A 20743-nucleotide genomic window follows, 5' to 3' on the forward strand; every position below is an offset into this window, starting at 1 on the left:
AGACAGGAAGAACAATAATGGTTTCGCGTGTCATACCGGTCGATCCGTTTGACCTGGTGATTTTTGGCGGCACCGGCGATCTGGCGCAGCGCAAGATTCTGCCTGCCCTGTTCCGCCGCCATTGCGCCGGGCAGCTGCCGGGCGGCGAGCGGATTATCGGCGCCGCGCGGACCGCCATGAGCAGCGCGGATTACCGCACCGTCGTGGCAGAATCGATCCGCGCGCATGCAGGCCCCAAGGCCTGCGGCGGCGGTGCGCTGGAGGCCTTCCTGGAGCGGATCAGCTATGTCGCGCTGGATGCCTTGGGCGAGGCGGGCTGGCAGCAGCTGTGCAGCGCGCTGGAGGGCACGGAGGAACAGCGGGTCCGGGTGTTCTATTTCTCCGTGGGGCCGGGCCTGTTCGGGCCGCTGGCGGAACGGCTGCACCGCTACGGCCTCGCCACGCCGCAGACCCGGATCGTGGTGGAGAAACCCTTTGGCCATGATCTGGCCTCCGCGCGGGAGCTGAACCGGACGCTGGCCAGCCATTTCGACGAAGGCCAGATCTACCGGATCGACCATTACCTGGGCAAGGAGACGGTGCAGAACCTGATGGCGGTCCGGTTCGGCAATATGCTGTTTGAGCCGTTGTGGAACAGCCAGTATGTCGACCACATCCAGATCACCGTGGCCGAAACCGTCGGTGTGGAGGGGCGCGAGGAGTATTACGAGCGCGCCGGCGCCATGCGCGACATGATGCAGAACCACCTGATGCAGCTTCTGTGCCTGATCGCGATGGAGCCGCCTGCGAAATTCGACCCGGACGCGGTGCGCGACGAAAAGCTCAAGGTGATCCGCGCCCTGGACCCGGTGGAGCCGCATCACATCGTGCGCGGCCAGTATCAGGCGTCGCTGGACCCGGAGGCACCGCATCCGTCCTACCGCGGGCTGGTCGGCAACCCGCGCAGCACCACTGAAAGCTATGTGGCGCTGAAGGCGCATATCAGCAATTGGCGGTGGGCCGGCACGCCGTTCTACCTGCGCACTGGCAAGCGGCTGGTGAACCGGTCCTCGGTCATCAACGTGATGTTCAAGGACGCGCCGCATTCGATCTTCGGGGCCGAGGCGGGCCGCCATGCCAACCACCTGAAGATCCGTTTGCAGCCGAACGAGGGCATCACGCTCAGCGTGACCATCAAAGAGCCGGGGCAGGGCGGGATGCGGCTGGTCGACGTGCCCCTGGACATGAGCTTTGCCGAGGCGCTGGGGCCGGAGGGCGGCGATCCGCCAGATGCCTACGAACGGCTGATTATGGATGTTGTGCGCGGCAACCAGACGTTGTTTATGAGAGGGGACGAGGTGGAGGCCGCCTGGGCCTGGACCGATCCGATAATTGAGGGCTGGAAATCCAGGGGCGATGTGCCTAAACCCTACGTTAGCGGTACCACCGGTCCGGAGGATGCCGATTTGCTTATGCGCCGCGACGGGCGTGAATGGAGGGGGATAAACCCATGAAATTCAACGAATACCCTGACCAGGACATGCTGGCGATCGAAGTCGCGAATGAAATCGCCGGGGATCTGAAAACCCATCTGCTGAATCACGACACGGTGTCTTTCGCGGTTGCCGGCGGCACCACGCCCGGGCTCATCTTTGACGATCTTTGCGCCGCGGACATTGAGTGGGACCGGGTGCATGTGATGGCAACGGACGAACGCTGGGTGCCGCAGGAGCATGGCCGCTCTAACGCGGCGATGATCCGGGCGCGGCTGCTGCAGAACCGGGCCGCTGCGGCGCAGTTCCTGCCGTTCCACGTGCCCGAACGGGAGCCTGAGGAGGTGCTGGCGGAGCTTGAAAGCCGGGTGGTGCCGGAACTGCCGCTGTCGGTATTGCTGCTGGGGATGGGCGAGGACATGCACACCGCCTCGCTGTTTCCCGGGGCAGAGGGGCTGCTGGAGGCGCTGGAGCCGGATGCGCCTGCGCTTACAGTGATGCGCCCAAGCAGCCAGCCCGAAGCGCGGGTCAGCCTGACGGCGCGGGTGCTGGATGGTGCCATTGCCAAGCATCTGGTGATTTTCGGCGAAGCCAAACGGCGGGCGCTTGAACAGGCGATGACGCTGCCGCCGGAAACGGCACCGGTCCAGGCCGTATTGTCCGAGGCGTCCGTGCATTGGGCACCTTGAATTCAGGAAAGTTAACTATGTTCGATGCCTTGAAGACGCTGCATGCCGAAAAATGCGGCGAAAATATTCCTGACCTGTTCGAGAAGAACCCGCAGCGCGCCAGCGCGTTCAGCGTGCGGTTCGAGACGCTGTTGTTCGACTATTCCAAGACCCGGATCACTGAAAAGGTGCGCGAGGGTCTGATTGAACTGTGCGAGGAGCAGGACGTCGCCGGGCGGCGTGCGGCGATGTTCGGCGGCGGCCTGATCAACGAGACCGAACAGCGCGCGGTGCTGCATACCGCTCTGCGCGACCCGGACGGGCCGGACCTGCTGGTTGATGGAGAGGACGTGCGCGCGCCCTTGCGGCACACGCTGGAGCGGATGGAGGATCTGGCGCGCCGGGTGCGCTCCGGCGCGCTGGCCGGGCCTGGCGGTGCCTTTACTGATGTGGTCAACATCGGCATTGGCGGCTCCGATCTGGGGCCGGTGATGGCAACGCTGGCGCTGGCGCCGTATCACGATGGCCCGCGCTGCCATTTCGTGTCAAATGTCGATGGCGCCCACATTCACGACATTCTGCAACGGCTTGATCCCAAAACAACTTTGGTGATTGTCGCCTCCAAGACATTTACCACTGTCGAAACCATGACAAATGCCGCCACGGCGCGGCGCTGGGTGGAGGCAGGCGGCGGCGCGGCGGCGCGCCAGTTTCTGGCGCTGTCGACGTCGGAGGAGGAAACCGCGGCCTTCGGCATCCCGCCGGAGCATGTGTTCGGCTTTGAAGATTGGGTCGGCGGGCGCTACTCAGTCTGGGGCCCGATCGGGCTGAGCCTGATGCTGGCGGTCGGGCCGGAGCATTTCCGGGATTTCCTGGCAGGCGGAAAGTCGATGGACGACCACTTCCGCACGGCCCCCTGGGAGCAGAACATGCCGGCGATGCTGGCGCTGACCGGGATCTGGCACCATCAGGTCTGCGGCTGCCCGACCCGCGCGGTGCTGCCCTATGACCAGCGGCTGCGGCGCCTGCCGGCCTACCTGCAGCAGCTGGAAATGGAATCGAACGGCAAGTCGGTTGCCATGGACGGCACGCCCTTGCCCTACAATTCCGGCCCGGTTGTCTGGGGCGAACCCGGCACCAACGGCCAGCACGCGTTTTACCAGCTGCTGCATCAGGGCACCACGGTTGTGCCTGCCGAGTTTCTGGTTGCCGCCAAGGGCCATGAGCCGGAGCTGGACCAGCACCACCAGCTGCTGGTGGTAAATTGCCTGGCGCAATCCGAGGCGCTGATGCGCGGCCGCAGCCTGGAAGAGGCCTGCGCGCTGATGAAGGCCGCCGGCTATGAAGGCGCAGAGCTGGACCGGCAGGCGCGGCACCGGGTGTTCCCGGGCAACCGGCCCTCCACCACGCTGATCTACCCGCGGCTGACGCCCTATGTGCTGGGCCAGATCATCGCGCTTTATGAGCACCGGGTGTTCGTCGAGGGTGTGATTCTGGGCATCAACTCCTTTGACCAGTGGGGCGTGGAGCTGGGCAAGGAACTGGCCAATTCCCTGCTGCCGCTGCTGCGCGGCGAGGGGTCTGCGGACGGCAAGGACGGGTCAACCCGGGCGCTTCTCAAGTTTGTTCAGGACGCGCAGTAGGGCGCTGAACGGACCCCCGCCCGGAAACCGGGCCAGCGATCTGCCTGAGCGTCCTCAGGCAGATCCGGACCGTGTGCTTCCTTAGGGCATGGTCACGCTGCTGGTGATAGTGTTCACGAATTTTCCGGTCTCGGGATCGGTCAGCGACGTATACGTGCCGCCGCCTTTCGCATCGGCCCATGGGCCGGTGCCGCCGCTCAGAGTCCAGCTTCCGGTCAGCGCGCCGGACTCATCCATGCCTTCGGCGTCCCAGTGCAGCACGACCTTTTCGCCGGCGCTGTCGGTAAAGGCGCAGATGCCGCCGCCCACAACCTGGCCTGAGGCGATCTCAACCGCACCGTAACAGGGGCCTGCCGCGCCGTTCATCGGATGCTCGGCTTCTTCCATTTCCACATTTTCATAGGAGCTGCTGATCTGCATCACCATATGGCCTTCGGCAATCTCACTGACGGAACTGGTCGATATGCCGGTTCCTTCACCCGGCTGATCCCAGGTTGTGCCGGCCAATGCGGCTCCGGCGCTGAATGCGCAAAACAGTGATGCGGTCAAAAAATGTCGTGTCATACTGATACCCTCCCAACCAAGCCGCCTGCACCTTGCAGGCAGGCGGTCCCAGTCTAGCACATTTCGCCCTGCGCCGCGCGGCAGCCATCCCGCAGGCAGGCCCGCACCGGCACGCGGCCCGGCCGGGCGACGGTAACGTTTTGAAATGTATTGGAAAGTTGGAGCGGGTAGCGGGAATCGAACCCGCGCGTTCAGCTTGGGAAGCTGACAGGCTACCATTACATCATACCCGCCTGTGGACAGCAGGATTATGCTGCAGCGCCGAGGAGGTCAAGAGCGCTGCAGCGGAATTATCGCGTCTTTGCGGATCAGCCGCGGCGGCGGCGGCGGCGCCCGCCGGCCCCTTCGCCGTCACCGCCCCCGGTGTTGAAATTCACCTGCGGCAGCGTAACCACGGTTTCCAAAATCGGGAAGGGATCGGCCGAGTTCGGGATCGCCGAGGCGTTCACGAAATGCTCCTGGAAGCGGGGTTCGACGGCGGTTTCGATCTTTTCGATCCGGCGCACGGTTTCCTCGATCTCGCCGCGCGCTTCGGTGTTCAGGAGCGCAATGCGGGCGCCGGTGCCTGCGGCGTTGCCGGCAGAGGTCACCTTGTCCAGCTGGCAATCGGGGATCATGCCCAGCACCATCGCGTGTTTGGCAGAGATATGCGCGCCAAAGGCGCCGGCCAGCACCACGCGGTCCACCTTGTCGACGCCGAACTTGTCCATCAGGAGGCGCGCGCCGGAATAAAGCGCCGCTTTGGCCATCTGAATGGCGCGGATGTCCGGGTTGGTGACGGTGATGGTCGGACCGCCGTCGGCGGAGCCGTCCCACAGCATATAGGCGTTGGTGCGCCCGTCCTGTATGCAGCGGGCGGAGCCGGTCTGCGCAGCGGAGCCGATGAGGCCGGAGGCATCCAGCAAGCCTGCCATGCGCATTTCGGCAATCGCCTCGATGATCCCGGAGCCGCAGATGCCGGTGATGCCGGTGGTGGCAATGGACTCGGAGAATCCGTCCTCGTCCGACCAGACGTCGGAGCCGATCACCCGGAAGCGCGGTTCTTTGGTCTCCGGGTTGATCGCGACCCGCTCAATGGCGCCGGGCGCGGCGCGCTGGCCGCTGGAAATCTGCGCGCCCTCGAACGCGGGGCCGGTGGGGGAGGAGCAGGCCAGAACCTTTTCCTTGTTGCCCAGCAGGATCTCGGCGTTGGTGCCCACATCGACCACCAGCACCAGATCCTCGGATTTGTCAGGGGCTTCCGACAGCGCCACCGCGGCCGCATCGGCGCCCACATGGCCGGCAATGCAAGGCAGCAGGTAGACACGGGCGGCAGGGTGGATGTTCAGCTCCAGCTCGGTTGCGCGCAGTGCCAGCGAATTGGAGGTCGCCAGGGCAAAGGGCGCCTGGCCCAGCTCGAACGGGTCGATGCCAAGGAACAGGTGGTGCATCACCGGATTGCAGACAAAGACCGCGTCCACGATCAGCGCCTTGTCAATGCCCGCTTCAGTCGCGATCTGGGTGAACAGCGCACTCATGCCCTCGCGCACCGCACGGGTCATCTCCTTGTCGCCGCCCTTATTCATCATCGAATAGGACACCCGGCTCATCAGGTCTTCGCCAAAGCGGATCTGCGGGTTCATGATGCCGGAGGAGGCCACGACCTCGCCGGTTTGCAGATCGCAGAGATGGGCGGCGATGGTGGTGGAGCCAAGGTCGACGGCCAGCCCGTAGATCGAGCCCTCGTAGAAGCCGGGCCAGATGTGCATGATCTTGGGCGGGTGGTTTGCGTCGCCCAGATGCACCGCCACGGTCACTTTCCAGCCGCCCTTGCGCAGGGCTGGCTGCAGAACGCTCAGGATATGCAGGTCCGTCTTGACGCCTTTCAAGTTCCACTGGCTGTCCAGCGCCTCGATCAGCCGCTCCATATCGCCGGTGGGCTTGTGCATGTCGGGTTCTTCCACCTCGACATAATAGAGCCGGGTGGAGGGGTTCATGGTGATCTCGCGGGCCTCGGCCCGTTTGCGCACCACCTGGCGGTGGACCTGGCTTTCCGGCGGCACGTCGATCACCACGTCGCCCTGCACGGTGGCCTGGCAGCCCAAGCGGCGGCCGTCGATCAGGCCGCGCTTATCCTTGTAGCGCTGCTCAACCTTGTTCCATTCGCTGAGCGCGCCTTCCTGCACGGTGACGCCGTGTTTGGGGAACTCGCCATAGGAGGGGGTGATCTGGCACTTGGAACAGATGCCGCGGCCGCCGCAGACCGAGTCGAGGTCGACCCCCAGCTGCCGGGCGGCGGTGAGGATCGGCGTGCCCGCGGGGAAACGCCCGCGCTTGCCGGAGGGGGTAAACACAACGAGGGGTTCGTCAGTCATGCCTGTGGCCTTCTCATTCCGCAATTTAGGCGGAGCATATGGGCTTTTGCGGCAAGCGAAAGGCAAGGGGCGGCATTTTCCCGCCTGCCGGCGGCATTTTTGTGAATTGATGACTTTGGGATGCGGATTTGCGGCGTCGTGCCGTCAGGCGGGCTGCTGCCGTTCAACCTCTTCCAGCCACGCCAGAATCTGCGCCCGGCTGCCGTCCAGCCGCGGCGCAGGGGGCCGGGTTGCGGGATCGGGCAGGCCGCTCATCTTGATCGGATTGCCAGCTGACAAATATTCGGGGCGGCCATTCTCGTCCAGCACATCCACAACCATGTTGCGGGCCAGGATCTGCGGATCCTTAAGCACCTGATCGACAGTCTGGATCGGCCCGGTGGGAATGCCAGCCTCGGTCAGCAGCGCGATCCAATGCGCTTTTGTTTCCTCCAGGGTCACCGCCTCGATCAGCCGTTTCAGCAGGCGGGCGTTGTCGCAGCGGGCGGGATTGGAGGCAAAGCGCGCGTCCCCGGCCAGCGGCAGCTGCAGCACATCGCACAGGCGGGCAAACAGCGCGTCATTGCCGGCCGCAATCACAAACAGCCCGTCGGAGGCGTGAAAGGTCTCAAACGGGGTGATCGAGGGGTGGCGCGCGCCAGAGGGCTGCGGCGCTTCGCCGGTCACCGAGGTGATGGCAATGGCGTGCTCCAGCAGCGCCAGCTGGCTGTCGAGCATGGCCACGTCGACGAATTTGCCTTCGCCGGTTTTCTGGACGTCCAGAAGCGCCGCCAGAATGCCATGGCCCAGAAACATGCCGGCCACGATGTCGCCGATCGAGGCGCCGACCCGCACCGGCTCGCGGTTCTTTTCGCCGGTGATCGACATCACCCCGCCGCGGGCCTGGACCACCATGTCATAGGCCGGTTTCAGGGCATCCGGCCCGCTGTGGCCAAAGCCGGATACCGCGCCGTAGATCAGCCGCGGGTACTGCGCGTGCAGCGCGTCCCAGCCGTAGCCCAGCCGCTGCATCACCCCGGGGCGGAAGTTTTCCAGCAGCACATCGGCCTGTGCCAGCAGACGCTCGAATATGGCGCGGTCGTCCGGGGCCTTCAGATCCAGCGCGATGCTTTCCTTGCCGTGGTTGATGGTGGCGAAATAGGCGCTTTCGCCGTCCTTGAACGGCGGGAAGGTGCGGGTATCGTCACCGCCGCCGGGACGCTCCACCTTGATGACCCGGGCGCCCAGATCGGACAGGATCATGGAGCAGTAGGGGCCGGCCAGCACATGGGTGAGGTCCAGGATGGTGATGTTGTCCAACGGTCGGGGCATGGGGGATCCTGTTCGCGGTTCGGTGCAGCACAGTCCTAACGTTCCTGTGAAACAGAACCTTGATGCAAGTCAGGAAAAGCCGGGTTTTCTGCACTGCGGGAATTCTTGCCCTCTGCCTCTTTCCCCCCGGGCGGTTCTGTGCCATAGGGTCACCGCCAAACGGGGTTATGCATGGGGATGACAAATGCAGATTCGTGAGGCTCTCACCTTTGATGATGTTCTTTTGGTGCCGGGCGCGTCCAGCGTGCTGCCCAGCACCGCCGACACCCGCACCCGGGTGACGCGGTCGGTGTCGCTGAACATCCCGCTGCTCAGCTCGGCGATGGACACGGTGACCGAATCCCGCATGGCGATTGCGATGGCGCAGGCCGGCGGCATGGGGGTGATCCACAAGAACCTGAACACCGAAGAGCAGGCCCGCGAAGTGCGCCGGGTGAAGCGCTTTGTCTCCGGCATCGTCTATAACCCCATCACGCTGACCTCAGACCAGACGCTGGCCGACGCCAAGGCCCTGCAGGAGCGCTACCGGGTGACCGGCTTCCCGGTGGTGGACGAGGCCGGCCGCGTTGTCGGCATCGTCACCAACCGCGACATGCGCTTTGCCTCTGATGACAGCACGCCGGTTTCGGTGATGATGACCTCTGACAATCTGGCGATGCTGCAGGAGCCCGCCGATCTGGAAGAGGCCAAGTCGCTGATGAAGGCGCGCCGGATCGAAAAGCTGCTGGTCTCCGACAAAAACCGCAAGCTGACCGGTCTGCTGACCCTCAAGGACACGGAACAGGCGGTTCTGCATCCCACCGCCTGCAAGGATGAACTGGGCCGCCTGCGTGTGGCGGCGGCCAGCTCGGTTGGCGACAGCGGCTTTGAGCGCTCCGAGGCGCTAATCGACGCGGGCGTGGACATCGTCGTGGTGGACACCGCGCACGGTCATTCCGCGGGCGTGATCGACGCGGTGACACGGATCAAGGCGCAATACAGCAATGTGCAGGTGATTGCCGGCAACGTAGCCACCGCGGAAGCGACCCGCGCGCTGATTGACGCGGGCGCGGATGCGGTCAAGGTCGGCATCGGCCCGGGGTCGATCTGCACCACCCGCATGGTGGCAGGTGTCGGCGTGCCGCAGCTGACCGCGATCATGGATTGCGCAGGCGCTGCCGGCGATATTCCGGTGATTGCCGATGGCGGCATCAAGTTCTCCGGCGATTTTGCCAAGGCGATTGCGGCAGGCGCCTCCTGCGCGATGGTCGGCTCGATGATTGCGGGCACCGATGAGTCCCCCGGCGAGGTGATCCTGTATCAGGGCCGCTCGTTCAAATCCTACCGCGGCATGGGCTCGATGGGGGCAATGGCGCGCGGCTCTGCCGACCGCTATTTCCAGAAGGACGCCGCCAGCGACAAGCTGGTGCCGGAAGGGATCGAAGGCCAGGTGCCGTACAAGGGCGGTGCCGGGCCGGTGGTGCATCAGCTGGTGGGCGGCCTGCGCGCGGCGATGGGCTATACCGGCTGTGCCACCGTGGATGAGATGCGCAAGAACTGCAACTTTGTCCGCATCACCGGTGCCGGTCTGAAGGAAAGCCACGTGCATGACGTGCAGATCACCCGCGAAGCGCCGAACTACCGGGCGGGCTAAGCTGATGATGGCCGCATGTGATACCGGGGCAGGGGCATGACCCCCGCCGCCCGCCTGCAGGCGGCCATTGAAATCCTCGACCAGGTGCTGGCGGGGGAGCCTGCGGAAAAGGCGCTGACCTCCTGGGGCCGGCGCAGCCGCTTTGCCGGCTCCAAGGACCGCGCCGCGGTGCGTGACCATGTGTTCACCGCGCTGCGCTGCTTGCGCTCCCATGCCGCCCAGGGCGGCGCGCGCAGCGGGCGCGGGCTGATCCTGGGCGCGCTGCGGGATGCCGGGCAGGACCCGGATGAGGTCTTTACCGGCCAGGGCCACGCCCCCGCGCCGCTGACCGGGGCGGAACGCCAGCTGCCGCCGCCGCCTGAAGGGGCTGAGGCGCTGGATATTCCCGATTGGCTGTGGCCCGCGTTCAGCGCCAGCCTTGGCGCCGAGGCGGAAGCCGCCGCGCAGGCCCTGCGCCGCCGTGCGCCGGTGCATCTGCGGGTGAACACCGCCCGGGGCACCTTGCAGCAGGCGCAGGAGGCCTTGGCCGCGGACGGCATTGCCACCCGGCCGCATCCCGCGGCTGCCGCCGCGCTGGAAGTCAGCGAAGGCGCCCGCAAGCTGCGCAACGCCAAGGCCTATGCGGACGGCCTGGTGGAGCTGCAGGACGCCGCCAGCCAGGCGGTGGTCGAGCAGCTGCCGCTGGCGGACGGCATGTCCGTTCTCGATTACTGTGCCGGCGGCGGCGGCAAGAGCCTTGCTATGGCGGCCCGCGCCCGGATCCGGCTGCACGCCCATGACGCCGATCCCAAGCGGATGAAGGACCTGCCGGAGCGCGCTGCGCGGGCAGGCGCCAGTGTGACGCTTCTCTCCCCCGCGGATGCTGCTCGCACGGGTCCGTTTGACCTGGTGCTGTGCGATGTGCCCTGTTCCGGGTCCGGATCCTGGCGGCGGGCGCCCGAGGGTAAATGGCGGCTGACGCCGGAGGGCTTGCGCGCCTTGCAGGAAACCCAGTTGGAAATCTTGCGCACGGCGGCCGGTCTGACGGCGCCGGGCGGCACGCTGGCCTATGCGACATGCTCCATGCTCCAAGCGGAAAACACCCAGCAAGTTCAAACCTTTATCGGAGAAAATCCTGAGTGGTCCCTGGCGGCGGAGCAAAGCTGGCAGGTGCAGGATGGCACCGATGGGTTCTATGTTGCCGTGTTGACGCGCGCAAAGGCTGGTTGATAGGGTCGCGGCCGGGAAACCCTTTGTTTTTCTTAACGTGGTTTTAACCAAAGCCGCCGCGTTATGGCGTCACCAAGCACTGACCATGGATGGAGCCGTAATGTCCGGTCGCCAAGACACTTCCGTTCCGGAACTGCGCGTTTACGCGCCTGAGCATGCCCGGCTGGCCGCCACGCTGCTGCTGGCCGTGATGCTGATGTCCGGCCCCTGGCTGTTTGCGCTGCCCGACTGGATGAGCCGCGGCTTCGTCATGGTGGGGCTGACACTGGCGGCGGTGGCGGGCCTCATGGTGGTGCAGAGCCGGATGCGGCTGAACGCGCGGGCGATGGCGGCGGAGCTGCTGACCGGCTTTATCGAAAAAGATGCCACTCCCAGCTTTGTCACCGATGACGACGGGGTGATCCATGCCTGCAACGGCGCCGCGGTAAAGCGGTTCCAGGACGGCAGCCGGGACACCCTGCCGGGCACATTGCGGTCGATCCTGGCGAACCCGTCTGCCGTGCTCTACCGGCTGCAGAGCCGCGCCCGTGTCGATGGCGCCGCGCGGGAGGATATCGTGACCCGGCGCGGCCATGTCCGGCTGGCGGTGCATCAGATGACGGGCGGCAGTTTCCTGTGGCGGGTTGAGGATATTCTGGAGCGCGGCGGCAACGGCCGCGGCGCGGAGTCTATACCGGTGCCGATGATCACCGTTGGCCGCACCGGCGCGGTCCTGTTCATGAACGAGGCAGCCCGCAGCCTGATCGGCGAACGGGTGAAATCGACTGACCGCCTGTTCCCGGCGCTGCCGGTTCTGCCGGGGCGGATCAACACGCTCAGCACCAAAAACGGCCCGGTGCAGGTTCTGGTCAGCGAAAACAACCGCAATCAGGGCCGCAGCGAATTGTTCATGATGGAAGTGGACGAAAGCGGGCTGGACGCGGCGCAGGCCGGACTCGAGGCCTTGCCGGTTCCGTTCCTCAAGGTGGCGCCCACCGGCGAGATCCTGACCACCAACCGGATGGCGCTGCGCCTGCTGGGGGTGGAGAGCTGCGCCAATCTGAAACTCGGCCAGCTGATGGAAGGCCTTGGCCGACCGATGTCCGACTGGCTGCGCGATACCGCTGACGGGCTGGCGCCGAACAAATCCGAATTCCTGCGCCTGTCCCGCTCGGACAAGGAGGTCTTTGTCCAGGTCACCCTGACCCGCGTGGTCGAAGAGGGCACCCCGGTGCTGATTGCGGTGCTGAACGACGCGACCGAGCTGAAGACGCTGGAAGCGCAGTTCGTGCAAAGCCAGAAGATGCAGGCGATCGGCCAGCTGGCAGGCGGGGTGGCACATGACTTCAACAACCTGCTGACGGCGATTTCCGGCCATTGCGACCTGCTGCTGCTGCGCCACGATCAGGGCGATCAGGACTATGGCGATCTGATCCAGATCCATGAGAATGCCAACCGCGCGGCCTCGCTGGTCAGCCAGCTTCTGGCGTTCTCGCGCAAGCAGACGCTGCAGCCGGAGATCCTGGATGTGCGCGACACGCTGTCGGATCTGACCCATCTGCTGAACCGCCTGGTCGGCGAGAAGGTCACCCTGACCCTCAGCCACGATCCGGTGATGAAATCCATCCGCGCCGACAAGCGGCAGCTGGAACAGGTGCTGATGAACCTGGTGGTGAACGCGCGCGATGCGATGCCGCAGGGCGGCGAGATCCGGGTGGAGACCGAGGTTCTGTCGCTGGACAAGCCGCTGGAGCGGGACCGCGCCACCATGCCCGCCGGCGATTGGGTGACCGTGAAGGTCTCCGACGAGGGTGTCGGGATTGCGCCGGACAAGCTGCAGAAGGTGTTCGAACCCTTCTACACCACCAAGCGCACGGGCGAGGGCACCGGACTGGGCCTGTCCACGGCCTATGGCATCATCAAGCAGACCGGCGGCTATATCTTCGTCGACTCGGTTCAGGGTCACGGCACCCAGTTCACCCTGTTCTTTCCGGTCTTCAAGCAGCAGGCGGATGCGCTGGCCGTGGAAAAGCCTGCGGTGGCGGAGGACAAGACCGCGGCCAACCAGCATGGCGAGGGCGTGGTGCTGCTGGTCGAGGACGAGGCGCCGGTGCGGGCCTTTGCCTCGCGCGCACTGCGGATGCGCGGCTATACCGTGCTGGAGGCGGAATCGGCCGAGGATGCGCTGCGCACGCTGGAAGATCCCGGCCTGACAGTGGATGTCTTTGTCACCGACGTGGTGATGCCCGGTATGGATGGTCCCAGCTGGGTGCGCGAAGCGCTGAAGGAGCGGCCCGATACCCGTGTGGTCTTTGTCTCCGGCTATGCCGAAGGCGCCTTTGGCGAGGCGCAGCCGGAGGTGCCGAACTCGGTGTTCCTGCCCAAGCCCTTCTCGCTGAACCAGCTGACCGAGACGGTGCACGCCCAGCTGCATTAAGCCCCGGGCGGCAGCTTCAAAGACCCAAGCCGCCGGACCCGGCGGCTTTGCCGTGTCAGCGGACCGGGATCGACTGGTACAGTTCGAACTCCGCCGCCCGTTTGCGCCGCAGGCGGGCCCCGGCCTCCGGGCTGAGCGGCAGATCCGCTGCGGGGCTGACGTTCTTGCGCTCCAGATGCAGTTCCGTGTCCAGGCGCTGTTCGAGAAATGTTTTCAGCGCGTTCCGGTCCTCATAGCGGAACAGATGGCTGACCTTGCAGCCGTTCGGCTGCGCTTCCAGAAACTTCGCCTGGCTGCCGACATTGGCATAGGCGGGCGGGTTGCCCTTGCAGCAGGCGTTCAGAAAGTCTTCGAAACTGATGTCCTTGGTGGAATTGGGCTGACCGTCCAGCGCAGGCCGCTGGCGGTAGCGGTACCAGCTGCCCAGCCAGCTGACCGGCTCCCGCATCACCGCGGCAACCTCCAGCTCGGCCCCGCAGACCTTTTCATACATCGGCCGGATCCAGCGGTTATAGCGGTAAAGCGGCGCGTGCTTCAGCTCCGGCGGGTCGGAGATCACCAGATCGGCCCGGTCGCGCAACGCGGCCTGAAAGGCGGTGGTGCCAGTTTTGGGAACGGACAGAAGCGCCAGCCGTTCCTTGAAAAATATCATCATTCCGTTAACTGCCCGGTAAAATTTATTGCTCTGCCTTAACCATAAATCTTTCTTTAACACCCCGGCCCTGAACTGGGTACATCAGTTTTTCTGTTGCAATGTTCTCTTTTTGATCTCATAAGGAACAAGAGGTGAACAAAGCAGTGATTGCCGCACGCCCCGGTGTGTGACAGATAGAAAGGGACAAGGGACTATGGCGGATCTTTTGACCATGAAAAATAAAATTAGCGGTGACAAGCAAAAGGCGCTCGACAGCGCGCTTGCCCAGATTGAGCGGCAGTTCGGCAAGGGCTCCATCATGAAGCTGGGCGATGGCACGGCCCTGCAGGAGATCGAGGCCAGCTCGACCGGCTCCCTGGGGCTGGACATCGCGCTGGGGATCGGCGGCTTGCCGATGGGCCGGATCATTGAAATCTACGGCCCCGAAAGCTCGGGCAAGACCACGCTGACGCTGCATTGCATTGCAGAGCAGCAGAAGAAGGGCGGCGTTTGTGCCTTTGTCGACGCGGAACATGCGCTGGACCCGCAGTATGCGGCCAAGCTGGGCGTCGACCTGGATGAGCTGCTGATCTCGCAGCCCGACACCGGCGAACAGGCGCTGGAAATCACCGATACGCTGGTGCGCTCCGGCGCGGTCAACATGGTGATCGTCGACTCGGTGGCGGCACTGACCCCGAAGTCGGAGCTTGAGGGCGACATGGGAGACAGCAGCGTCGGCGTGCAGGCCCGCCTGATGAGCCAGGCGATGCGCAAGCTGACCGGCTCCATCAGCCGCTCCAAATGCATGGTGATCTTCATCAACCAGATCCGCATGAAGATCGGCGTGATGTTCGGCAGCCCGGAAACCACCACCGGCGGCAACGCGCTGAAATTCTATTCCTCCGTCCGGCTGGACATCCGCCGCATCGGCGCGATCAAGGACCGGGACGAGGTGGTCGGCAACTCCACCCGCGTCAAGGTGGTGAAGAACAAGGTGGCGCCGCCGTTCAAGCAGGTTGAATTCGACATCATGTATGGCGAGGGCATCTCCAAGATGGGCGAGCTGCTGGACCTGGGCGTGGCGGCCGGTGTCGTCAACAAGTCCGGCGCCTGGTTCTCCTACGGGGATGAGCGCATCGGGCAGGGGCGCGAGAACGCGAAGGTGTTCCTGCGCGAAAACCCCGCCATTGCCTATGACATCGAGGACAAGATCCGCGCCTCGCACGGGCTGGAATTCGAACGCCCGGATCTGGACGGCGCCGACGATATCCTAGAGGCCTAAGCGCCGGATAATCTGATCAAATCTGAGGATCACGGGGGCGCGGCGCAGGCTGCGCCCTTTTTCATCGGTGCCGCCGCTTCCCGCTGTAGACAGTGCCCCGGCAGGCGGGTAAACCTGCCCGGAACGCTTGTTTTTAAGCCCGCAAGAGATCCCGCACATGCCGACGCTCAACGATATCCGCTCTACCTTCCTGACCTACTTTGCCAAACAGGGGCACGAGGTTGTCGACTCCAGCCCGCTGGTGCCGCGCAACGACCCCACGCTGATGTTCACCAACTCCGGCATGGTGCAGTTCAAAAACTGCTTCACCGGGGTGGAAACCCGTGAGTACAAGCGCGCGACGTCGTCGCAGAAATGCGTCCGGGCCGGCGGCAAGCACAACGACCTCGACAACGTGGGCTATACCGCGCGCCACCACACGTTTTTTGAGATGCTCGGCAACTTCTCCTTTGGCGACTACTTCAAGGAGGAGGCGATCCCCTTTGCCTGGGAGCTGATCACCAAGGAATTCGATATTCCGAAGGACCGGCTCTACACCACCGTCTATCACACCGATGACGAAGCCTTTGACATCTGGAAGAAAATGGGCGTGCCGGAGGAGCGGATCATCCGCATCGCGACCTCCGACAACTTCTGGCAGATGGGCGACACCGGCCCCTGCGGCCCCTGCACCGAGATCTTCTATGACCACGGCGACCACATCTGGGGCGGCCCTCCGGGCTCGCCGGAGGAAGACGGCGACCGCTTCATCGAGATCTGGAACCTTGTCTTCATGCAGAACGAGAGGTTCGCGGACGGCACGATGGTCGATCTGGACATGCAGTCCATCGACACCGGCATGGGGCTGGAGCGGATTGCGGCGCTGCTGCAGGGCACCCACGACAACTATGAAACCGATCTGTTCAAGGCCCTGATCGAGGCGTCCGCGAACGTGACGAACACCGACCCGTTCGGGGATCAGAATGTGCATCACCGGGTGATCGCCGATCACCTGCGGTCGTGTTCCTTCCTGATCGCCGAGGGCGTGCTGCCCTCGAACGAAGGCCGCGGCTATGTTCTGCGCCGGATCATGCGCCGCGCGATGCGCCATGCCTCGCTGCTGGGCGCCACCGATCCGGTGATGCACAAGCTGGTGCCGTCGCTGGTGCAGAAGATGGGCGCCGCCTATCCGGAGCTTGGCCAGGGCCAGGCGCTGATCGAAGAGACCTTCGAGCAGGAGGAAACCCGTTTCCTGCGCACACTGGACCGCGGCCTGAAGCTGCTGGATGAAGCCTCAGCCGATCTGAGCAACGGCGACGTCTTGCCGGGCGAGACAGCGTTCAAGCTCTATGACACTTACGGCTTCCCGCTCGACCTGACCCAGGACGCCCTGCGCGCCAAGGAGATCGAGGTCGACACAGATGGCTTTGACGCCGCGATGAAGGCGCAGAAGGAGCAATCCCGCGCTGGCGGCATCGGGCTGGGCGAAGCGGCGGATGTGAAAGTCTACTTCGATATTGTCGACGCGGCCGGCACCACCGACTTCCTGGGCTATGAGACTGAAAAGGCCGAGGGCCAGATCGTCGCCATCGTCAAGGACGGGGCGCAGCTGCAATCCGCTGCCAAGGGCGACACGGTTCAGATCATCCTGAACCAGACGCCGTTTTATGGTGAAAGCGGCGGCCAGGTGGGCGACAGCGGTGTGCTGACCGTTGAGGGAGGCGCGGCCCGCATCACTGACACCAAAAAGGTGGAGGGCCTGTTCCTGCACATTGCCGAAGTGACTGAGGGCAAGGTTGCCGTCGGGCAGGGCGCGGCGATGGAAGTGGACCACGACCGCCGCAGCAAGATCCGGGCCAACCATTCGGCCACTCACCTGCTGCACGAGGCGCTGCGCAACGCGCTGGGGGATCATGTGGCGCAGAAGGGCTCTCTGAATGCGGCGGACCGCCTGCGGTTCGACTTCAGCCACAACAAGGCGATGAACGCGGAGGAACTGGCCAAGGTCGGCGCGGAGGTGAATGATTTCATCCGCCAGAACACGCCGGTCTCCACCCGGATCATGACCCCGGATGATGCGCGCGAGCTGGGCGCTCAGGCGCTGTTCGGCGAGAAATACGGTGACGAGGTCCGCGTTGTCTCCATGGGCCGCGCAGCCACAGGCAAGGGCCATGACGGCGACACCTATTCGATCGAGCTGTGCGGCGGCACCCATGTGAAGCAGACCGGCGACATCGGCACTTTTGTCATCCTAGGCGACAGCGCGTCCTCTGCCGGCGTGCGCCGGATCGAGGCGCTGACCGGTGCGGCGGCGGTGGAGCATCTGGAGCGCGAAGCGGGCCGGATGGCCGAGGTCGCAGCGGCCCTTAAGGCGCAGCCTGCGGAGGTTCTGGACCGTCTCAAGGCGATGATGGATGAGCGCAAGGCGCTGCAGAACGAGATTTCCAACCTCAAGCAGCAGATCGCCATGGGCGGCGGTTCCGGCGGCGGCGCCGAGGCCAAGGACGTGAATGGCAAGAAGTTCCTGGCCCAGGCGCTCAAGGGCGTATCCGGCAAGGACCTGCGCGGCCTGATCGACAAGCATAAGCAGAACATCGGCTCTGGCGTGATCCTGCTGATCGCCGAAGAAGACGGCAAGGTGGCCGTGGCCGCCGGCGTGACCGACGATCTGACCGGTGAAGTCTCTGCCGTGGACGTGCTGAAGGCCGCGGTTCCGGCCGTGGGCGGCAAGGGCGGCGGCGGCCGTCCGGATATGGCCCAGGGCGGCGGCAAGGACTTCTCCGGTGCCGAGGAGGCGATCAAGGCCGCGGAGGCCGTGCTGGCGGGCTGACCATTTGGTCAAAAAACACTTGGTCTTTCCGGCAAACGGCCTAAGCTGCCGGAAAGATCATTAACCTGGGAGGCTCCGATGCCCGCGCTTTGGATTGCACATGTGACCGTCACAGACGCCGATGCCTATGGCAAATATGCCGAACTGGCAGGCCCGGCTATCGCCAAGCATGGCGGCGAGTTCATTGCCCGCGGCGGCCGGTTCGTGCAGCTGGAGGGCAAGGAGCGCCCGCGCAACGTCGTTGCCAAATTTCCCAGCGTTGAAGCGGCGGTCGACTGCTATCACAGTGCCGAATACCAGGAGGCGCTGGATCATGCGCGCGGTGCTTCGGAGCGTGAGCTGATGGTGGTGGAAACCTCCGAGTAATGGTCACCGCCTTTGCGGAGATGCTGAAATGCCATGCGGCCCCGGGCCGGGTGGCATGGATCGGTCTGCGTCCCGGGCGGCGGGGAGACGTTAAGACGCCCGGCAGCGCCGAAGTGTCCCTAGACGGCTTGGCCGGCGATCACGCCAAGGCTGGCAAGCGCGCCGTAACCCTGATCCAGGCGGAACACTTGCCGGTTATCGCGGCCCTTGCCGGCATGGACGTGGTGAAGCCGGAGCAGTTGCGGCGAAACCTTGTGATTTCAGGCATCAACCTTGCAGCGCTTCGCAAAGCGGCGCTGCGGGTTGGCAATGCGGTGCTGCAGGTCACCGGGCCTTGTCCGCCATGTTCGAGGATGGAGGAAGTGCTGGGCCGCGGCGGATACAACGCGATGCGCGGGCATGGCGGCTGGTACGCAGAAGTGCTGGAACCGGGCAGGGTCGTCTTAGGCGATAGCGTTACGCTTCTGACAGACGCAGAATGAAAAACGGCGGCAGATCTCTCTGCCGCCGTTTTCATGTTCGTCAGGCGCTTGCCTTGGCCATCCGCTTGCGTTCATGCGGGTCCAGGTAGCGCTTGCGCAGGCGCACGCTGTTCGGCGTCACCTCGACCAGCTCATCGTCGTTGATGTACGCGATGGCCTCTTCCAGCGACAGCGTCATCGGAGTGGTCAGGCGGACCGCGTCGTCGGTGCCGGAGGCCCGCACGTTGGTCAGTTTCTTGCCTTTCAGCGGGTTCACTTCCAGGTCGTTGTCGCGCGAATGCTCACCGATGATCATGCCGGTGTAGATGTCTGCCTGGGCGCCGATCATCATCTTGCCGCGCTCTTCCAGGTTCCACAGCGCGTACGCCACCGACTGGCCGTTCTCCATCGAGATCAGCACGCCGGCGCGGCGGCCCGGGATGGCACCCTTGTGCGGTGCCCAGCCGTGGAACACGCGGTTCAGCACGCCGGTGCCGCGGGTGTCGGTCAGGAACTCGCCGTGATAGCCGATGAGGCCGCGCGAGGGGACATGGGCGATGATGCGGGTCTTGCCTGCGCCTGCGGGCTTCATCTCGACCAGTTCACCCTTGCGGGCGCCGGTCAGCTTTTCGATCACCGCGCCGGAGTATTCGTCGTCCACGTCAATGGTGGCTTCCTCGATCGGCTCCATGCGGACGCCGTCGACTTCCTTCATGATCACCTGCGGGCGGGAGATCGACAGCTCGAAGCCTTCGCGGCGCATGTTCTCGATCAGAACGCCCATCTGCAGTTCGCCGCGGCCGGAAACCTCGAACGCCTCACCGCCGGGGGTGTCCTGGATCTTGATGGCGACGTTGCTTTCGGCCTCTTTCATCAGGCGGTCGCGGATGACGCGGGACTGCACCTTCTTGCCGTCGCGGCCCGCCAGCGGGCTGTCGTTGATGCCGAAGGTCACGGTGATGGTCGGCGGGTCGATCGGCTGCGCGTCCAGCGGTTCATCCACGGCGAGTGCGCAGATGGTGTCTGCCACGGTGGCCTTGGACATGCCGGCGATGGAGACGATGTCGCCTGCCTGGGCTTCTTCGATGTCCTGCTGGGCCAGGCCGCGGAAGGCCTGAATTCGGGTCACGCGGAACTGTTCGATCTTCTGGCCGATGCGGGAAATCGCCTGCACGGTGGCGCCGACCTTGAGCTTGCCGGACTCAACCCGGCCGGTCAGCAGGCGGCCTACGAAGGGGTCGCTGCCCAGGGTGGTGGCCAGCATCCGGAAATCTTCGTCCTGGCGCTTGATCTGCTTGGGTTCCGGAACGTGGTTCACGATGAGGTTGAACAGCGCGTGCAGGTCCTTGCGCGGGCCGTCCAGCTCTGCATCGGCCCAGCCGGAGCGGCCGGAAGCATACATATGCGGGAAGTCCAGCTGGTCCTCGGTCGCGTCGAGCGAGGCAAACAGGTCAAAGCACTCGTCCAGCGCGCGGTCGGGCTCGGCGTCGGGCTTGTCGACCTTGTTCAGCACCACGATCGGGCGCAGGCCCAGGGCCAGCGCCTTGGAGGTCACGAATTTGGTCTGCGGCATCGGGCCTTCGGCGGCGTCCACCAGCAGCACCACGCCGTCGACCATCGACAGGATGCGCTCCACCTCGCCGCCGAAATCGGCGTGGCCGGGGGTGTCGACGATGTTGATGCGGGTGCCGTTCCACTCGACCGAGGTCGGTTTGGCAAAAATGGTGATGCCGCGCTCGCGCTCCAGATCGTTGCTGTCCATGGCGCGTTCCGCCACAGCTTGATTTTCGCGGAAGGCGCCGGACTGTTTCAGCAGCTCGTCGACCAGGGTGGTTTTGCCGTGGTCAACGTGAGCAATGATTGCGATGTTGCGCATATCCATGACGTTCGCCTTTGTAAGGAAGTTGGGCCGCGCATAGCC

Annotated in this window: 15 protein-coding genes and 1 tRNA gene; 10 read left to right on the top strand and 6 right to left on the bottom strand. The window is 64.7% G+C overall.

The window, feature by feature from the left end; genetic code table 11:
• The first annotated feature begins 17 nt into the window (after nt 1-17).
• The 3 genes from zwf to pgi are packed head-to-tail and all read left to right on the top strand — an operon-like array spanning nt 18 to nt 3783.
• The gene (gene zwf / locus R2C4_RS08310; RefSeq protein ID WP_141890278.1) at nt 18-1493 is read left to right on the top strand and encodes a glucose-6-phosphate dehydrogenase; all 1476 of its coding nucleotides are present in this window, start codon (nt 18-20) and stop codon (nt 1491-1493) included.
• Entirely contained in the window at nt 1490-2161 is a 672-nt protein-coding gene (pgl, locus tag R2C4_RS08315) for a 6-phosphogluconolactonase (protein WP_141890279.1), read from the top strand. Before zwf ends, pgl begins: the two co-directional genes overlap by 4 nt.
• Before the next feature lie 17 nt (nt 2162-2178).
• Nucleotides 2179-3783 (top strand): glucose-6-phosphate isomerase, encoded by a 1605-nt coding sequence (gene pgi, locus R2C4_RS08320; RefSeq protein WP_141890280.1) that lies wholly within the window; start codon nt 2179-2181, stop codon nt 3781-3783.
• Nucleotides 3784-3864: 81 nt separating this feature from the next.
• On the opposite strand, the gene R2C4_RS08325 is transcribed toward pgi, so the two are convergent.
• From R2C4_RS08325 to R2C4_RS08340, 4 genes are all read right to left on the bottom strand, one after another.
• Entirely contained in the window at nt 3865-4290 is a 426-nt protein-coding gene (locus R2C4_RS08325) for a hypothetical protein (protein ID WP_244940803.1), read from the bottom strand.
• 216 nt (nt 4291-4506) lie between these two features.
• Nucleotides 4507-4580: transfer RNA gene (locus tag R2C4_RS08330), tRNA-Gly, on the bottom strand.
• 75 nt (nt 4581-4655) lie between these two features.
• Entirely contained in the window at nt 4656-6701 is a 2046-nt protein-coding gene (locus R2C4_RS08335; protein WP_141890282.1) for an ASKHA domain-containing protein, read from the bottom strand.
• A 144-nt stretch (nt 6702-6845) separates the two neighbouring features.
• Nucleotides 6846-8012, bottom strand: coding sequence for a CaiB/BaiF CoA transferase family protein (locus R2C4_RS08340; RefSeq protein WP_141890283.1), 1167 nt, complete (start codon nt 8010-8012; stop codon nt 6846-6848).
• Nucleotides 8013-8196: 184 nt separating this feature from the next.
• Here R2C4_RS08340 and guaB point away from each other — a divergent pair, with 184 nt between their 5' ends.
• The 3 genes from guaB to R2C4_RS08355 all read left to right on the top strand — a co-directional run bounded on the left by guaB (nt 8197) and on the right by R2C4_RS08355 (nt 13270).
• Nucleotides 8197-9645: an IMP dehydrogenase gene (gene guaB, locus R2C4_RS08345; RefSeq protein ID WP_141890284.1), complete on the top strand. Its 1449-nt coding sequence runs from the start codon at nt 8197-8199 to the stop codon at nt 9643-9645.
• Nucleotides 9646-9681: 36 nt separating this feature from the next.
• The gene (locus R2C4_RS08350; RefSeq protein ID WP_141890285.1) at nt 9682-10854 is read left to right on the top strand and encodes an RsmB/NOP family class I SAM-dependent RNA methyltransferase; all 1173 of its coding nucleotides are present in this window, start codon (nt 9682-9684) and stop codon (nt 10852-10854) included.
• Nucleotides 10855-10954: 100 nt separating this feature from the next.
• Nucleotides 10955-13270 carry an ATP-binding response regulator gene (locus tag R2C4_RS08355; RefSeq protein WP_141890286.1) on the top strand — a complete coding sequence of 772 codons (2316 nt, stop codon included), beginning with the start codon at nt 10955-10957 and terminating at the stop codon, nt 13268-13270.
• Between the two features lie 55 nt (nt 13271-13325).
• Here the strand turns inward: R2C4_RS08355 and R2C4_RS08360 are convergent, their stop codons facing one another.
• Nucleotides 13326-13925, bottom strand: a complete 600-nt coding sequence (locus tag R2C4_RS08360) for a gamma-glutamyl kinase (protein WP_141890287.1) — start codon at nt 13923-13925, stop codon at nt 13326-13328.
• 193 nt (nt 13926-14118) lie between these two features.
• Here R2C4_RS08360 and recA point away from each other — a divergent pair, with 193 nt between their 5' ends.
• From recA to R2C4_RS08380, 4 genes are all read left to right on the top strand, one after another.
• The gene (recA, locus tag R2C4_RS08365) at nt 14119-15186 is read left to right on the top strand and encodes a recombinase RecA (RefSeq protein ID WP_058286848.1); all 1068 of its coding nucleotides are present in this window, start codon (nt 14119-14121) and stop codon (nt 15184-15186) included.
• Nucleotides 15187-15343: 157 nt separating this feature from the next.
• A complete protein-coding gene (gene alaS, locus R2C4_RS08370) occupies nt 15344-17995 on the top strand; it encodes an alanine--tRNA ligase (protein WP_141890288.1) in 2652 nt (883 codons plus the stop codon).
• A 78-nt stretch (nt 17996-18073) separates the two neighbouring features.
• Complete coding sequence (locus tag R2C4_RS08375; RefSeq protein ID WP_141890289.1) at nt 18074-18361, top strand: DUF1330 domain-containing protein; 288 nt, start codon at nt 18074-18076, stop codon at nt 18359-18361.
• Nucleotides 18361-18843 carry an MOSC domain-containing protein gene (locus R2C4_RS08380; protein ID WP_141890290.1) on the top strand — a complete coding sequence of 161 codons (483 nt, stop codon included), beginning with the start codon at nt 18361-18363 and terminating at the stop codon, nt 18841-18843. The genes R2C4_RS08375 and R2C4_RS08380 overlap by 1 nt, the downstream gene beginning before the upstream one ends.
• Nucleotides 18844-18883: 40 nt before the next feature.
• On the opposite strand, the gene typA is transcribed toward R2C4_RS08380, so the two are convergent.
• On the bottom strand, nt 18884-20704 hold the full coding sequence (gene typA / locus R2C4_RS08385) for a translational GTPase TypA (RefSeq protein WP_058286852.1): 1821 nt from the start codon (nt 20702-20704) through the stop codon (nt 18884-18886).
• Between the last annotated feature and the right edge of the window lie 39 nt (nt 20705-20743).

Origin of the sequence: Leisingera aquaemixtae (assembly GCF_006740765.1) — a bacterium.
Classification (GTDB): Bacteria; Pseudomonadota; Alphaproteobacteria; order Rhodobacterales; family Rhodobacteraceae; genus Leisingera; species Leisingera aquaemixtae.

What these genes read in the sequence shown, in the direction of transcription:
- zwf (WP_141890278.1), top strand. Translation starts at nt 18, where the DNA reads ATGGTTTCGCGTGTCATACCGGTCGATCCGTTTGACCTGGTGATTTTT.
- pgl (WP_141890279.1), top strand. Translation starts at nt 1,490, where the DNA reads ATGAAATTCAACGAATACCCTGACCAGGACATGCTGGCGATCGAAGTC.
- pgi (WP_141890280.1), top strand. Translation starts at nt 2,179, where the DNA reads ATGTTCGATGCCTTGAAGACGCTGCATGCCGAAAAATGCGGCGAAAAT.
- R2C4_RS08335 (WP_141890282.1), bottom strand. Translation starts at nt 6,701, where the DNA reads ATGACTGACGAACCCCTCGTTGTGTTTACCCCCTCCGGCAAGCGCGGG.
- R2C4_RS08340 (WP_141890283.1), bottom strand. Translation starts at nt 8,012, where the DNA reads ATGCCCCGACCGTTGGACAACATCACCATCCTGGACCTCACCCATGTG.
- guaB (WP_141890284.1), top strand. Translation starts at nt 8,197, where the DNA reads ATGCAGATTCGTGAGGCTCTCACCTTTGATGATGTTCTTTTGGTGCCG.
- R2C4_RS08350 (WP_141890285.1), top strand. Translation starts at nt 9,682, where the DNA reads ATGACCCCCGCCGCCCGCCTGCAGGCGGCCATTGAAATCCTCGACCAG.
- R2C4_RS08355 (WP_141890286.1), top strand. Translation starts at nt 10,955, where the DNA reads ATGTCCGGTCGCCAAGACACTTCCGTTCCGGAACTGCGCGTTTACGCG.
- R2C4_RS08360 (WP_141890287.1), bottom strand. Translation starts at nt 13,925, where the DNA reads ATGATGATATTTTTCAAGGAACGGCTGGCGCTTCTGTCCGTTCCCAAA.
- recA (WP_058286848.1), top strand. Translation starts at nt 14,119, where the DNA reads ATGGCGGATCTTTTGACCATGAAAAATAAAATTAGCGGTGACAAGCAA.
- alaS (WP_141890288.1), top strand. Translation starts at nt 15,344, where the DNA reads ATGCCGACGCTCAACGATATCCGCTCTACCTTCCTGACCTACTTTGCC.
- R2C4_RS08375 (WP_141890289.1), top strand. Translation starts at nt 18,074, where the DNA reads ATGCCCGCGCTTTGGATTGCACATGTGACCGTCACAGACGCCGATGCC.
- R2C4_RS08380 (WP_141890290.1), top strand. Translation starts at nt 18,361, where the DNA reads ATGGTCACCGCCTTTGCGGAGATGCTGAAATGCCATGCGGCCCCGGGC.
- typA (WP_058286852.1), bottom strand. Translation starts at nt 20,704, where the DNA reads ATGGATATGCGCAACATCGCAATCATTGCTCACGTTGACCACGGCAAA.